At 62.2% G+C, this 13,257-nt stretch carries 14 protein-coding genes; all 14 read right to left on the bottom strand.

Annotated elements, in window-relative coordinates; translation table 11 throughout:
• Positions 1 to 54: 54 nt before the first annotated feature.
• The gene (locus BMI86_RS10260) at positions 55 to 249 is read right to left on the bottom strand and encodes a hypothetical protein (RefSeq protein ID WP_078541241.1); all 195 of its coding nucleotides are present in this window, start codon (positions 247 to 249) and stop codon (positions 55 to 57) included.
• A 290-nt stretch (positions 250 to 539) separates the two neighbouring features.
• Positions 540 to 1,679, bottom strand: a complete 1,140-nt coding sequence (locus BMI86_RS10255) for a DUF2971 domain-containing protein (RefSeq protein ID WP_078541239.1) — start codon at positions 1,677 to 1,679, stop codon at positions 540 to 542.
• A 134-nt stretch (positions 1,680 to 1,813) separates the two neighbouring features.
• The gene (locus tag BMI86_RS10250) at positions 1,814 to 4,426 is read right to left on the bottom strand and encodes a hypothetical protein (RefSeq protein ID WP_078541237.1); all 2,613 of its coding nucleotides are present in this window, start codon (positions 4,424 to 4,426) and stop codon (positions 1,814 to 1,816) included.
• 12 nt (positions 4,427 to 4,438) lie between these two features.
• A complete protein-coding gene (locus BMI86_RS10245; RefSeq protein WP_078541235.1) occupies positions 4,439 to 5,305 on the bottom strand; it encodes a glucosaminidase domain-containing protein in 867 nt (288 codons plus the stop codon).
• Entirely contained in the window at positions 5,305 to 6,267 is a 963-nt protein-coding gene (locus tag BMI86_RS10240) for a tail fiber domain-containing protein (RefSeq protein ID WP_078541233.1), read from the bottom strand. Before BMI86_RS10240 ends, BMI86_RS10245 begins: the two co-directional genes overlap by 1 nt.
• Positions 6,268 to 6,280: 13 nt before the next feature.
• The gene (locus tag BMI86_RS10235; RefSeq protein WP_078541230.1) at positions 6,281 to 6,757 is read right to left on the bottom strand and encodes a hypothetical protein; all 477 of its coding nucleotides are present in this window, start codon (positions 6,755 to 6,757) and stop codon (positions 6,281 to 6,283) included.
• A 16-nt stretch (positions 6,758 to 6,773) separates the two neighbouring features.
• On the bottom strand, positions 6,774 to 7,187 hold the full coding sequence (locus tag BMI86_RS10230) for a phage tail assembly chaperone (protein ID WP_078541228.1): 414 nt from the start codon (positions 7,185 to 7,187) through the stop codon (positions 6,774 to 6,776).
• Positions 7,187 to 7,774 (bottom strand): hypothetical protein, encoded by a 588-nt coding sequence (locus BMI86_RS10225; RefSeq protein ID WP_078541226.1) that lies wholly within the window; start codon positions 7,772 to 7,774, stop codon positions 7,187 to 7,189. Before BMI86_RS10225 ends, BMI86_RS10230 begins: the two co-directional genes overlap by 1 nt.
• Entirely contained in the window at positions 7,771 to 9,531 is a 1,761-nt protein-coding gene (locus tag BMI86_RS10220) for a hypothetical protein (protein ID WP_078541224.1), read from the bottom strand. Before BMI86_RS10220 ends, BMI86_RS10225 begins: the two co-directional genes overlap by 4 nt.
• Before the next feature lie 2 nt (positions 9,532 to 9,533).
• Positions 9,534 to 10,181, bottom strand: a complete 648-nt coding sequence (locus tag BMI86_RS10215; protein ID WP_078541222.1) for a hypothetical protein — start codon at positions 10,179 to 10,181, stop codon at positions 9,534 to 9,536.
• 14 nt (positions 10,182 to 10,195) lie between these two features.
• Complete coding sequence (locus tag BMI86_RS10210; RefSeq protein WP_078541220.1) at positions 10,196 to 10,915, bottom strand: DUF6682 family protein; 720 nt, start codon at positions 10,913 to 10,915, stop codon at positions 10,196 to 10,198.
• Between the two features lie 28 nt (positions 10,916 to 10,943).
• The gene (locus BMI86_RS10205; protein WP_078541219.1) at positions 10,944 to 11,444 is read right to left on the bottom strand and encodes a hypothetical protein; all 501 of its coding nucleotides are present in this window, start codon (positions 11,442 to 11,444) and stop codon (positions 10,944 to 10,946) included.
• Positions 11,445 to 11,511: 67 nt separating this feature from the next.
• Complete coding sequence (locus BMI86_RS10200) at positions 11,512 to 11,958, bottom strand: hypothetical protein (protein WP_078541217.1); 447 nt, start codon at positions 11,956 to 11,958, stop codon at positions 11,512 to 11,514.
• Between the two features lie 68 nt (positions 11,959 to 12,026).
• On the bottom strand, positions 12,027 to 13,127 hold the full coding sequence (locus tag BMI86_RS10195) for a N4-gp56 family major capsid protein (RefSeq protein WP_078541216.1): 1,101 nt from the start codon (positions 13,125 to 13,127) through the stop codon (positions 12,027 to 12,029).
• Positions 13,128 to 13,257 lie beyond the last annotated feature (130 nt).

Raw genomic sequence — 13,257 nt, 5'->3', positions numbered from 1 at the left:
AGCCGATTTCCTATCTTATGGCACATGAGGGGGTTCGCGCTCAAGCGAAACACATTATTTGGGGAGCGCCGCTTCCTTCGTGAAAATGACGCGTGCCCCGTGCTGCATGGTGATCGTCTCGCCGGGCGCAGCCTCGAGCGTGTCGAAGGCGGCGCGGGCCTGCACGAAGTCGTCATAAGGCTCGTCGCGCGTGATCTGATCGAGCGCGTTACGGGTGACGATGCGATGAGCGACGTGGAGCTTTCCCATACCGCTGACCTAGCCGATGTTCACGTTTTGGTCTAGTGCAGGCCGCGCGCAATTGAATGCTGCTTCTCAATTTTCAAAGCAAGATTTTAAGCGCCTGATGCACCGAGTTTGCGCATATCGCTAACGACGCATTTGCGACACGGCACGCCGCAGTGGGCCCGGAGCGAATGACCGTTTCGAGCCCAAGCTACCCGAGGCCTCGCCGAAGTTTCGCCGCAGCTGCATTCGTCCGATTAAGCGCGAAGCGGACATAGCTATCGGGTAAGTTGCGCTATAGATTCCAGCAGAGACTAGGTTCTGAACGGCGCCTCAGATAGAGATACCACTGCATCATGATAACCCTCAGCGATGAGCAAGTTGCGCATCCCGTTGGCCAGCGCTTCCGCCTGTGTCACGGGGCCGATAATAACTGATTTAAGTGGAAGCTTTGGGGGAAGTTGCTCTTCCTTGTCAGAGAAGGATGGCTGGTACATGTCAAAGGTATCGGTGAAGGGAACAATCAAGCCACCAGTAGCCCGAAACTGTCTTCTTGCAGTCAGTTGTCCAAATTTTTCCATAATCTTCTGTGGCTCAGAGTACACCAGCCGGACTTCTCTCTCATCTGAAAATGCGCGGTGCTTAAAAAAGGAAGTGATGTTAAGCAAATGACTAGTCAGATAGTCTGTCGTAACTTTTTTTGATGCATTACTCTCGATCAATGCTGCGTCTTTGTCTTCACTTTGCTTCAAGATATTTAAAAAGGTCCGGATCAGCTGGGCCTGTTTTTCCGGGTCATATACAATACGGTCGAAATGGATTTCGCCCTTGAAGAAACCGAAGCCATTTGGATTCGCTTCAAATCCCAGCGCTACGGGGCCGTAAAGACGAAATTGGCTCAGACTGTCAGGGTCCGATGAAAAGGAAGTCGTATATATGTTGTAGGGAGAGAAGGGGTCTACATCATCTAGATGCGACTTCAAGTCGGTTAAAGCGGGCGAGTCAGAGACACTTATCTCATCTTCCAGTACAGAGCGAACAACATCAAGGCCGTGGGTAATCTCTCGAGTATCGTTCAGATAGGAATAGTCTGTGAAGCGCATACGCCCGGATTGAAGGATCGCAAGAGCGCCATCCGCAGATGTATAGTGGAACATCTGATCAAGTCTCACGCTCTCTTTGATCTTGTTTGCAAAATAGCTGTAAGGTCGGCCAATTTTAAACCAATTTGGTAGCGCTTCGGTCTGCCAGTCATAGTATTCGTCTCCGTCCAGACCGATCCATTTGACCCTATGAAAAGTTTCGATCGTCTCCCCCCCGAGCAACCTGGGAACTTGAAGGCTATTCGCCTCGACGCCGTGCTTGCACTTCGGCCAAGGGCATCGGTTCAGGTTACCGAATCCGCCATGAACTGGGCATTTCCATGTTGGAACTTGGAAAACGCTCTCGGACATAATTTGGCATTCCTTCATTTAAATCGTCTCCGCAACATAGCGTGCCTTATAGTCTCTTTGCAAAGCCCGCTCCTTGCGCATAGCTGCCGCTCGGCGCGTTACAGGGTGCGCAAGCGGCGAACGGTAGCTGTCCCTTACTGCGGTCGGCGCAGGATCGGCATCTGGCCGGGCTGCTGCCCCCCTTGGCCGGTGAAGGCGCGCTGAGCCTCTTCGACCGCCTGCTGCATGGTGATCTTGGGCGTGCCGTTCAGATCGACGTTCTGCTTGTAGATCGACTGAGCGAGCTGGCGAACCTGATCGGGCGTGTCCGTGATCATGCCGGTGCGGGCATCCTCGGCCTTCTGCGCGCGATCGATCGAGGCTTGGGTATACTGCTCGTCGCGCTTCTTGAGGATATCGCGCTGCGTCTCGGCGTTCTTCGCGGCCATGTCTGCGATCTGCTTGCGTTGCGCGGCCTCGGCATCGGCGGTCGCGGCATAGGCCTGTTCCGGCGAAAGCATCATGATCCCGTCGCGCAGGAAGTTTCCCAGCGAGCGCTGCGAGCGCTCATATTGGCCAGTCTGCTTGTTGAAGAGCACCATATCAACGCCGTTGACGTTGCCATTCGGGTCGCGCATGAGCTTCGATCGCTTCTTGTCGACCGTATAGCCATCATCGAAATAGCCTGCCGTGTTGTAGGCATCCATCACCGCGTTGACGGCCTGATCGGTCTGGCCCGCGTTGGCGTAGGTGACGGCGAGGAAGAACTTGTTCATCCCGGCTTGGGTCTTCTCGGCCTTCGCCCATTCGGTGAACTTGCGCGCATCATCGAAATTACCCTGGCGCATCATGGTGTCCACGATCATCGGCACGCCGTTCTCGGCAAAGCTCGCCTTCCACTTGTTCGAAATCGTGCTGGCCTTGCCTGCGGAGAGCGGCACGTTGAGCGCGACCCCAAGATCGCGCGTGGGCAGCGCGCTCGCAGCCGCATTGAACCCCGGATCGTTATTGCCAAGCGCATTGGTGGCCGTCTCGCCCGCCGCCTGCGTCTCGCGCGCGGCTTGCGTCGGCAGGGCCTTGGCATAGGCATCTGCCGGGGTGATCGCGGCCACGGTCGACGGGTTGTCCTTCGGGGCCATACCGGCTTGCTGCGCGGTGGGCTTGCCCGTCGCGTTGACCTGCGGTTCGGCATGTGCGGCTGCCTGATCGCTCTTGGCCTTCTGCGCTTGCAGCTCGGGCATGTCGGCGGTGTCGTTGTGGAAGTCCACCGCCTTGACCGCTTGGCCGGGATAGCTCTCGCGCGATCCATCGCCATTCAGATCAACGCGCTGCATCCGGCCCACATGATCCTTGCCGGTCACATAGCGATCGATGCCCCGGATCGGGTTGTTGATCACCGAATTGACCATATCGGGCACGGTGTTGACCAGCTGCTCGGTGCCGCGCACGACGCCGCCGCTGAAATCGCGGGCATTGTCGCGCATATGAGCCGCGATCTGCCCGATATCGGAGCCCATGCCGCCGACTTGGCCCCATTGGTGATTGGGATCGGTGGCCGGGATCAGGCCCCCACCGTCGCCCTGTGCGGGCTGCGGCTTGGGCGCTGCGGGCTTCTGCGGTGCTGCGCTCTGCTGGGGTGCAGGGGCGGCAGGCTGCGGGCGCGTAACCGGCTGCCCGGAGGGCGTCACGTTGGGGCTGCCGCCCGGCACCGGCATCTGGGGGCTGGTGGCGCGCTGGTGAACCGCATCGGCGATCGAGGGGCGCTGCGCCGGGCGCTGCGCGGGCTGCTCCAGCGTCTTCTGTGCCGCGCGCGGGTCCATGCCTGCGAAGGTCGCCCGCGAGCGATCGGGCCCGGTGGTGACGGCTTGATCGGGGGTGACGCCTTCGAACGCATTGGCCGGCGTGTTGGGGATCGGCTGCTCGTAGCGCTTGGCCGGGTTCTGGCTGGCCTGATGCGCAGCTGCTTGGGCGCGCTCGTAGTCGGTTTGCGCGCGCTTGGGTGCGACGTTGGGCTGCGCCTGCGGCGCGCTCGAGCGCTGGGGAGCTGCGGGCTGGCTCGGCTTGCTGCGCGGCATCGGTGCAGCGGGGTCCACCGGCGCGAAGCGCGGCCCGCTACGATCGGGCGAGTTGAGCACGCGCACAGGATCGGGGGGCGCGTCCTCGCCGGTCGATCCCGTGCTCGAGCTACTCGATTGCGATTGCGATTGATCGCCCGCACCGACCTGCACCGGGCTGTCATAGGTGGGCATCGCCGCGCCGGGGGCGGCTTGCGTGACCTCGGGCGTGTCACCCGGCTTGGGCGCAAGCGAGGGCATCGAGGGGATCGCGCCCGGATCGGGCTGGCCCGCATCTGCGGTCTGCGGCTGCTGGGGCGCGTCTGCTTGGACCTGCGGGCCTGCATTGGCGTTGCGCGCCTGCGGCGTATCGATCGGCTTGGCACCGGGGAATGCGCCAAGCGGGGCAGGGCGCTCCATGCCCGCGCGGGTGGCGTCAGCCGCGGCGGCACCGACCGCGCGGTTATCTTGGTTGTCGCCCCACTTCTGCTGATCCCATTGGTTTTGCAGATCGCGCGCGCGGTTCTCATCAGCTGCACGCTCCATTGCGATGCGCTGGTTTTCCTCGCGGCGCTTCTCTTCGCTGGCTGCATACTGGTTTTGCAGCTCCTGCTGGTGGATTTCGCGCTTGCGGTCCTTCCAGCGGTTGCCCACGTCCATGCCGCCAACGAAGCCGTTGACCAAGCCTGATAGGGCGGTTCCGAAATCTGCCATCTGGCTTGCTCCTTACAGGCTGCCTCGGACTGCGCCGAGAATGAGATTGCTGTTGTCGGTGGTCTGCATCGCGGGCGGGCTCACCGAAGGCATAGGGATGCCGTGGGCGATCGAGCCGATCTTGCTGGCATAGGCCGGATCGGTGGCGTAGCCCGACTTGCCCAGTTCGCTGATCTGCGCATCGAGGCCATCGGCTGCCCGGAACCCCTCATATCGCGGGTTGGCGGTGATGAAGTCTGCATAGTCCTGCACGGATGCCCCCGGATCGGCATAGCCTCGGAAGCTGTCTTGCACCGTCACCGGCTTGCCGTTGACATACTCGGTGGTGGTCTGGCTGGACCCGCCCGATTTGCCGTGGCTCTTGATCCCGAAATAGTTGTTGTTGGGCGCGCTTTTGCCCCAACCCGTCTCGAGCGCGCCTTGCGCCACGATAATGCGGGGATCAACGCCCGTGGCCTCGCTGGCCTTGAGCGCGTGCGGCATCATCATGTCGATGAACTGCTGCTTGTTGCCAGAGAGCTTGGACCCGCCAGTGTTGCGCTGATAGCCCGTCTGCTGGGTCGTGGCCTTGGTCGGCGTCGTGGTTTTGCTCGCGTCGGCCTTCTCCTGATTGGGATCATAGCTCCCATCGGCGCGGTAGCCCTGCTGGCCCGCCGCGCCGATCGCGCGCACGCCCAGCTGCGGCAGCTGCTGGCCGGTGATCGCCGCCTTGATGTAATCGATCGGCTTGGGGGCTTCCGAGCCCTTGGCCGCGTTGGTGGAGGTCGAGCCGCCACCGCTGCCGCTTTGCCCCATGCCCGGCGTCGGGTTGCCATTGACCGCGCCGTAGGTGGTCGAGAACCCGTTGGCGAAGGCACCGAGATTATCGAGAAACGACATTATGCGGCCCTCCGCTGCGGGGCCATGTGGTCAGCGATCGCGCTCACCTTGGCGTCCAAGTCCTTGATTGCGCCCATCGTCAGGCCGATCGCGCTGGCGATATCGATCGTCTTGCCGTCGCCTTGGCCGGTAGCGCGGGTGAAGTCTTCGGCATAGGCCCCGATATGATCCTGCGCGCCGCCGTCCGCGATGCCGGGCTTGTAGCGCCAGCGTTCGACATTGAGCTTGCGGATCGCGCCCAGGCTCTCGCCTTCGCCAATCTCTTCCTTGCCTTCCTTGAAGTCCTTCGAAGAGAACAGTGACATGCCAAGGCCTGCGATCGAGCCGATCGCGCCCCACGGGCTGCTGGATTGGCCACCGCCGCCGCTCGAGACGATCGGGGTGTGACCCTTGATCTTGGCATCGAGGCCGGTGAGGAGGTCTTGCGCGCCGTATTGAAACGCCTGCGTGCCTTGGCCCAGATAGGTGCTGGCAGAGCTTTGCATCCCCTGACCGATCTGCGCGGCTTGCAGCATTTCCTGATTGGCGAGCTGCTTTTGCTGCATCTGTCCTTGGTTCTGCGCGCCCACGCGGGCGAGCGCCTCATCGACCGCGCCGTTTTCGGTCGCGGCAGCGAAGCGGCCCGACTGCGGATTAACGCCCATCGAAATTGCTTGGCGAAGCCGGGTGGCCTGCGCGGTCTTGATCTTCTGAGCGGCATCGGCCTCGGCCTTGTTGCCTGCCTCGAGGATCGCGCCGGGCGCGCTGTCTTGGCCCACTTGCTCGACAAAGCGATCCATGAGCGGGCGATAGTTTTGCAGCCAGTTCTGGCGGTCCTGAGAGGCCCATTGGTTCGCGCGCGTGGCTTGGGTGCCGGTAAACCAGTCCCAAGCTGCGCGGCCCGTCTGCGCGGCCTGATTGCCGCCAGCCTTCATGCCATCGGTGAGAACCTTGGCCACTTTCGGTTTGGATGATCCGCCCATGCCGGTTTCCTACTCAATGCCCGTTATCGGGGGTGTCATTGGAAGGTGGCCCGGCAGGTGCCACGTTCGCGCGATACAGTGAAAGAACGATACCATCGTGACCGCCCACAAGTGAACCCCGATCGCGATACTCAAACTCGCAGCCGATCTTGAGGAGCGCGCAGATCGCCTTCACGTTGCCCGGATGGACCCGGAACAAGAGCTGATCCAGATCGAAGGCCTTGGGGTGGAACGCAAGCAGGCTGACGGTCTGAACCAGCTCCATCGTGAGCGGTCGCCCGTTGGCCATGCCGAAATGAACCTCGGCGCGGTTGCCTCGGAAGCACTCGTAGACGAATGCGCCCACGATCTGATCGGGCTGGCCCTCTTCGCCGGGCTCGTAGGCTGCGACGGCGCGGGCATCTTCCATGAAGCCTTGCGAGCCGGTCAGTGCCAGCGCGGCTTGCAGGTTGGCGTCTTGGTTGTCGGTGACAAACTGAATCTTGCTCATGGTCTTCCTCTCTTCATCAGTCGGGCATCGTCGGCCAGACCGGGTTTCTCATGTCCGTGACAGTTTCGGGCAGGTCACGGAGGGCTTGGCGGTAATCCACCAGATCGATGCGCTGGCCGGGGCGCAGGGGGCGATCATTGGCGAGAAGCCCATCGCTCTCGCGCAGGAGCTGATCGCGGCGCACCCGCAGGGCATGGGCGAGCTGCTCATCGGTGCGGGTGTCGCGCCATGCGCCCGCCTTGGGATCGAAGACATGGCCAGAGCCAGGGGAGCGCGGCACCGCGCGCGCCGTGCCATGATCCCAGTCGTAATAGACGCTATCGGCAGTCTCGTGATCGGCGCACTCGCCATAAGGCACGTCGCGGTCATGGGGCGGCTTGTTGGAGACGGTGGTGCGTCCAGTGCGCGGGTTGATCCAGACAAAGGCCATCAGCTCGCCCCCGCGATTGAGAGGCGCGCGCCCAGCACATAGAACGTGTCGCTGGCGATCGTGTCGTCGTCAGGATCGACCGAGTAGGCCAGCACCTCGATGGTGGGGGCCTCGTCAGTGCCGTTATACACGCCGGTGAGCGATACCGGCAGCTTGTAGTGGGTCACGCCGCTTGCGGGCTCGATGCCGAAGAGCTGGCGCGCCAGAAGCGAGCCGTTGATCCGTAGCTCGATCGCGCCGAAGACATTGGCCGGCACCGGGATCGTGTCGATCGTGCAGAAGAAGGTCGCTTGAAACCCGCCCGTGGCGAAGCCCGATACCGTCTCGCTCACCAGCGTGGCCGGGGCCGATTTGATATTGGTTGCGAGCACTTGCGTGTTGCTCACCGAGAACTGGGTCGAACCATAGATGCTCTTGGCATCAGCCGCGGCCTTGCGCGCATCGATCAGGGCTTTGCCCCGCGCATTGGTCACGGCCCCGTTGACAGCTGCGGTCAGCTCGGACTGGCGCACGGCATGACGGGTTTTGTCACCCCGCTCGCCCAACAGGACGTAGAGCTTTTCTTGCAAGATCGCGGGAATGGTCATGGCCCGACCTCCCGCGCTGATTGGCCGATCGCGATATTGAGGATTTCGGCGGTGCCGGTGACGCGCAGCTGCCAGTCGTAATACTCGCCAGCGGGCACGCGCAGGAGCTTTCCGGCCCCCTTGTCGTGGGTCACGATCAGCTCACCGTCGCCATAGACCTCGAGCTTGAAGTCGTCGCCGGAAACGGGGTTGAAATCTAGCGTGACGCTATCGGCACCGTCGCTCTTGAGGGTGGCCGCATCGACCTCGAGCGTCACATCATCGCTCGACTGGCTGGCCACATCGACGCCGCCAAGCACGGCGATCGCGCGCTCCTGCACGATCACATGGGCCCCGTCAGGTTGGAACTTCGGGGCCTTTCGAGCGAGCGTCTTGAGATAGATCGCAGAGAAGCCGGTGGCCGCGTTGAAGCGGAAGGGCTTGGACTTCCACTCGTAGGGCATGGGCGCGCCCGCGTGCCACTCATAGACGGTCTGGCCATCATCATCGAGGAAATAGAGCGTGCCATCGTTGGCAGTGTAGAGCGCGCGTGCGGAGATTGAGCTCTTCACCAGCGTGGGCTGATCCGTGGGGTTGAGGATTGCCAGCTCGCGGCCACCGTCCACCAGATCATAGGTGAAGATGTATTGATCGCCCCAGCGCGCGGCAGCGATCGAGGCGTGATCGATCGCATCCCACGCATCCTGATCCCAGATTTTCTCGCTGATCAGCTGCGCCCCGCTTTCGCTGATCTTCACCAGACCGTGCGGGCTGGCGTAGATCGCGGCATAGCCCATGTCGACGGCGCTCAAGACGGAAACGCAGGGGAATGTGACCTCCACCTTGCTCATGGTCATGGCGTCGGGCGTCGTGCCCTGAATGATGTAGGGCTGGCCATTGGTCAGCACGACGAGCGAGGTGCCAGTGGCCACCAGCGCGACAGGATCGTCGGTCAGCGTCAGTGCATAATCCGGGGGCCATGCGCTCGGAATGTAGGGCTCGCAGAACATGATATCGCGGCCCGAGAAGCCCGCCATCATGCCGTTGGGCAGCGCGGTGATTTGGCGCAGATCATCGGGCGCGGGCTCGTAATGCTTGGTCGGCAAGGCTTCCATGATCGGATTGTCGCCATATAGGTCCGACCAGCTCGTGAGGAACGGATCAATCTCGGCCACCAGATAGAAATCTGTGATCCCGCTCGCGCTCGTCTCCGAGCGATAGATGCGGCGATACATCTTGTCGCGGGCCCCGATCTGCGGAGCGGTGGGCTGGAAGGTTAGATTGATCTGCACACCCTCGTTCCAGCGCAGCGGGTTGCTGTTCGCGCCGGGCCCGGTTTCCTCGTTCAGATTGGTCACGAAGGTGTAGCAATAGCTGACCCAGACCGCGATATCCGGGTCGACGGGCTCGCTGTCCTCATGGGCTGCGCCGGGCGCGCCGGTGGGGTTGGGCAGTTTCAGCTGAATCTCATGATAGCCCGTGAACATTTGCGGGATATCGCTTGTCCGCGAGATATAGAGACGGTCGGTCGCGACGGGGCCGGGGGCGCATTTGACGGGCTGATACCACGAGAACCATTCGCCATTGTGCAGGTAGATCGCGCCCAGCTTGGAGCCGGGCGTGACGGGCAGAACCGTGACCTGCTTGCCGCCCTTCATGGGCGCGATCGTGCCGCGCGTGAGACGGGCATCGCGCGCGGTCACGGCGGCGGTGTCGGGCAGATAGTAGGGATCGACGCGAGGCTGCTCGCCACCGAAGCCTTTGATATCGACCTTCATGCTCACATGTCCCTGAACTTGGTGCGGATCGGTGCGCGCTGCTGGCCTCGCATGTTGGCGCGGAACTGCGATTGCAGGGCGAGCTGGAACTCGCCGCGATAGCGGGCGGCTTCGCGCTTGTTGGTCCACGGGGAATCCGGCGTGGCCAGAACCTCGCCCAGAGCACCCTTGGCCAAGAGCGAGCCATGCAGCGAGGCATAGAAATCGGGGATGATGTTGTTGGCATCGAAGAGCGGATCGCTTGCGTCTTCACCATAGGCGACGGTGGCCAGGGGCTTGAGGAAGACGCTCACGCGCAGCGTGCCGGGCTGGAAGGGCGACAGGATCACTTCGCCGGGGCTGCTTTGGGAAATGAACTTGGGCTTGCCCTCGCGCTCGTTGTCGATCGTGGAGAACTGGACCGGCTTGAGCGGCTGGCCGTTGAACTCCGCGAACTCGATTTCATGGATCGCAGTATGAGCCGGGGCGACGAGCTGCGCGGTGTTGTCCGCGACCTCGAGGGTCGTGACATAGCGCCACGCCCTCGAGATTTCGGACAGCTCGATTGCCGCCAAGCGCAGGGCTTGTTCGGCAAGCATGGCCGGGCAGTCATGGGCCTTTGCGAGCACCAGCGGCAACAGCACGCTCGTGCGAACCATGTTCACGGCCATGTCTCAGCCCTCCCTTACTGCTGCGGTGCCGGGGCAGGCGCAGCCATCATGCTCGAGCCGTAGTGGTTTGCGAGGCTGTAGGCGGCTTGCGCATTGCCCACGGCCTGCATCTGCGAGACTGCCGCGCCCAGATGGACCTGCGCGCGGTTGGCCGCGTCAGGCGAGGCGCTGTCTTTGGAGAAGGCCCGATAGAGCACCAGATCGAGCAAGATGCCCTGATAGCTATCATCGAAATCAAGCTCGGCGTCGTAGTTCTCCATGTCGAGAACGTCACCCGTAGGCAGCGGAACATTGGTCGGCTGCACACCCACGATCGCTTCGATTTGGCCGGTGCCGTCATTGCCGGGGATCACGTAGAACTCACGCATCCCCATTTCATCTTGCCAGACCATCGACACGTCCGCCGCGAAGGGCAGGCCATCGGAGCTGTGCCAGTTGGGCACCTGGTTATCGAGGATTTCGCGCCGGGCCAGGGTCTTGATCGCCTTGCCCGACCCGGAGACGTTGCGCATGACGCGCGAGAGGATTGCCACGTTGTCAGGAACCGGCTGCTTGGTGCCCTCTTCCAGATCGATCGTGATCGTCTTGGAGAGGGCATTGGGCTTCGCGATGATGATCGAGCGCTGCGCCTCGTTGAGCCAGTCGCGAAGTTCAACAGCGGTCCAGCGCACCGCATCTGCATCTTGCAGGATCGTGGAGGCGCGTTTCATGATGGATGCGGCGGTGAACGGCATGGGTTAGTTCCTTCTGAGCGAGCGCCGATTAGGCCTCTTTGGTGTCGGTTTGCGCCGCGGCGTTGGCCTCGGCCTCAGCTTCAAGGCGCGCTTCCTCTTCCTCGATCTTCTGAATGATCGTGTCGCGGGAGGCGCGGCCATGCGGTTTTTGGTTGAACAGCTCCTGATAGGCCTTGCTCAGCTCGTCGTCGCTCAGCTCATCGAGCGCGGGGAGCGGGCCACCTTCGCCAGCTTCGGTTGCGTCGGGATCGGTCGCCGGTTCGGTCGCGTCGGTCGCCGGGGCATCGGGTTCCTTGGCGGGCTCTTGCATCGGCTCTTTGGCGGGCTCCTGCGCGGGCTCGTCGTTCTCCTCGAGGTATTCGCGGAATCCCTCTTTGATCGCGAGGAGCGCCTTGGCGTGATCGGCATTGCCAACCTCGCCGACATGCGGCGCGCCGAACTCGTCGTTGAGCGGCTTGAACTTGTAGGGCTTGCCGCCCACGGTGATGACAGAGCCGCCTTTGCGGTGCTGCAAACATTCGATCTTCATGGGGGCTACCCTCTTCTATGTGAGCGGCCCGGCCTGATCTGGCCGGGCCTGTGATCGCTGCCGTGGCTTAGGAGCCGGTGGCGTAGCGCAGTTTGACGTGGAGCTTTGCGGAACCAGCTGCGATCGGAGCGTGAGCCACGACGCCGATCGAGCGGGCGACTTCGGCGCTTTCGATCTTGGCCAGATCGATCGGGAAGAGCATGGCACCGTTCGCCTGATCCAGATCGCTGCCCAGCTCATCGCCCACGGTGCGGTTTGCATCGATCGAGCCGATTTCGCCGGTCATAAAGCCCATATCGAGCGTGGTCGCCGCGTCGATGCCTTCGCCCATGACTTCACAGTGCATGATGCGGCAATAGGGCGGCAGGTAAGCCAGCTCGAGAATATCGGTGGGGTCCACGCCTTCCTTGAACGTGTGGGTGATCAGCACCTCAGTGGGCACGTTCGACACGTAGGGCGAGGGCAGTTGCGGGCGGCCATTGCCGCTCGTGTAGTTCGACTTCTTGATGGACATGAGGGCAATCCTTTCGCGTCCGCTAGAGGTTAAGCCCGCGCAGGATCATCCCGCGCGGGCCATCCGCATTAGACCGAAACCGGGTTCGGGTTCTTGGCTGCGGTGTCGATCGCCACGGTCGCGAAATCGCGCCCGTTGTAGCGGGTCTTCTTGAAGCCAGCGATCGTGCCGGCGTAGATCGCCACACGGTTCTTGGCGTCTTTCAGCTCCTCTTCCCACTGGAAGCGGGTGCCGTTGCCAGCCTCGCCGTAGGCGACAACACCGGCCTGACGGCCAAGGAACAGCGCGCGAGCTGCGGTCACGTCGCTACCAGCGCCGTAATCATCGAAGCGGCGCACGTTCTCGTGCTCGTGCAGCACGATGTTGCTCAGCATACCCAGCGAGCCATCGAAGAGCGGGTTCTTGCGGCCTTCGGCGGTGGTGGCTGCCTTCTGGATATCGGCCCAGGACAGCTCGCCTTTCTCGATGCGCAGATCGTGCGTCTGGAAGGGCGACATGAGCATGACAAACACCTTCTTGCCGTCGATGTTGACCGGCGACATTTTGACCGTATCGGGGTCAATCGCGTTCATCATCTTCGGCAGGACAGCGGCGCGCTCGATCAGATCGCGCGACATGGTGTCAGCTGCGGTGAGGGTCGCCTTGGACGTGGCCGAGCCGCCGTAGAGCATGTGCGCCGGATCGGGAGCTTCGATCGGGTTGCCCGCGAACTGACGGGTGATCTTGCGATCTTCGTTGATGCCGCCGAGCGTGCCCGACAGGTAAACGAATTTCAGCTCATCGAACCATTCGGCGACGTATTCGGCGGTGCGGTCCTTGGCGATCTTGCGCAGATCGTGGAGCGTGCGCTTGCGCGACATGCGGCCACCGGCATCAGCACCCTTACGGGCCTGATCGATGCGCAGCTCGTCGCTGTAGAACGTCAGGTTCTCTTCCTGACCTTCGACGTTATCGTCGCCGTAGGTCATGCCACCGCGCAGGCGCATGGACAGGTCGTAATCGATGCGGTCGCCCGCGTCCGATTCCAGATCGACCTTGCGCTGAATGATGTTGTTCTCACCCTCACCGACGAAGCGGGTGAAATACATCTGCTTTTCGGTGTCTTCGGCGAGAGCGGTGGCCCAACGCTTGACCGCGCGGGGATCGCCCACGGAAATATTCGTCTGCATAGGGGTGTCTCCTTCTGTCACAGACCTTGGGTTTGCGACTTCCGGCACGTCCTATGCGGGGCGTCTGGGGCTGTTGTAACACGTTCAGGTTCACACACGCAATAAATATGGGCGCATCTTCCTGAGAGCG

This window comes from Thioclava sp. DLFJ5-1 (genome assembly GCF_002020115.1).
GTDB classification, from domain to species: Bacteria; Pseudomonadota; Alphaproteobacteria; order Rhodobacterales; family Rhodobacteraceae; genus Thioclava; species Thioclava sediminum.
This window is presented reverse-complemented; position numbering and strand designations above follow the sequence as displayed.

Excerpts from the sequence above, each read along its gene's own strand:
- BMI86_RS10220 (WP_078541224.1), bottom strand. The coding sequence starts at position 9,531 with ATGAAGGTCGATATCAAAGGCTTCGGTGGCGAGCAGCCTCGCGTCGAT.
- BMI86_RS10240 (WP_078541233.1), bottom strand. The coding sequence starts at position 6,267 with ATGGGCGGATCATCCAAACCGAAAGTGGCCAAGGTTCTCACCGATGGC.
- BMI86_RS10230 (WP_078541228.1), bottom strand. The coding sequence starts at position 7,187 with ATGGCCTTTGTCTGGATCAACCCGCGCACTGGACGCACCACCGTCTCC.
- BMI86_RS10255 (WP_078541239.1), bottom strand. The coding sequence starts at position 1,679 with ATGTCCGAGAGCGTTTTCCAAGTTCCAACATGGAAATGCCCAGTTCAT.
- BMI86_RS10250 (WP_078541237.1), bottom strand. The coding sequence starts at position 4,426 with ATGGCAGATTTCGGAACCGCCCTATCAGGCTTGGTCAACGGCTTCGTT.
- BMI86_RS10235 (WP_078541230.1), bottom strand. The coding sequence starts at position 6,757 with ATGAGCAAGATTCAGTTTGTCACCGACAACCAAGACGCCAACCTGCAA.
- BMI86_RS10195 (WP_078541216.1), bottom strand. The coding sequence starts at position 13,127 with ATGCAGACGAATATTTCCGTGGGCGATCCCCGCGCGGTCAAGCGTTGG.
- BMI86_RS10225 (WP_078541226.1), bottom strand. The coding sequence starts at position 7,774 with ATGACCATTCCCGCGATCTTGCAAGAAAAGCTCTACGTCCTGTTGGGC.
- BMI86_RS10200 (WP_078541217.1), bottom strand. The coding sequence starts at position 11,958 with ATGTCCATCAAGAAGTCGAACTACACGAGCGGCAATGGCCGCCCGCAA.
- BMI86_RS10210 (WP_078541220.1), bottom strand. The coding sequence starts at position 10,915 with ATGCCGTTCACCGCCGCATCCATCATGAAACGCGCCTCCACGATCCTG.
- BMI86_RS10245 (WP_078541235.1), bottom strand. The coding sequence starts at position 5,305 with ATGTCGTTTCTCGATAATCTCGGTGCCTTCGCCAACGGGTTCTCGACC.
- BMI86_RS10215 (WP_078541222.1), bottom strand. The coding sequence starts at position 10,181 with ATGGCCGTGAACATGGTTCGCACGAGCGTGCTGTTGCCGCTGGTGCTC.
- BMI86_RS10260 (WP_078541241.1), bottom strand. The coding sequence starts at position 249 with ATGGGAAAGCTCCACGTCGCTCATCGCATCGTCACCCGTAACGCGCTC.
- BMI86_RS10205 (WP_078541219.1), bottom strand. The coding sequence starts at position 11,444 with ATGAAGATCGAATGTTTGCAGCACCGCAAAGGCGGCTCTGTCATCACC.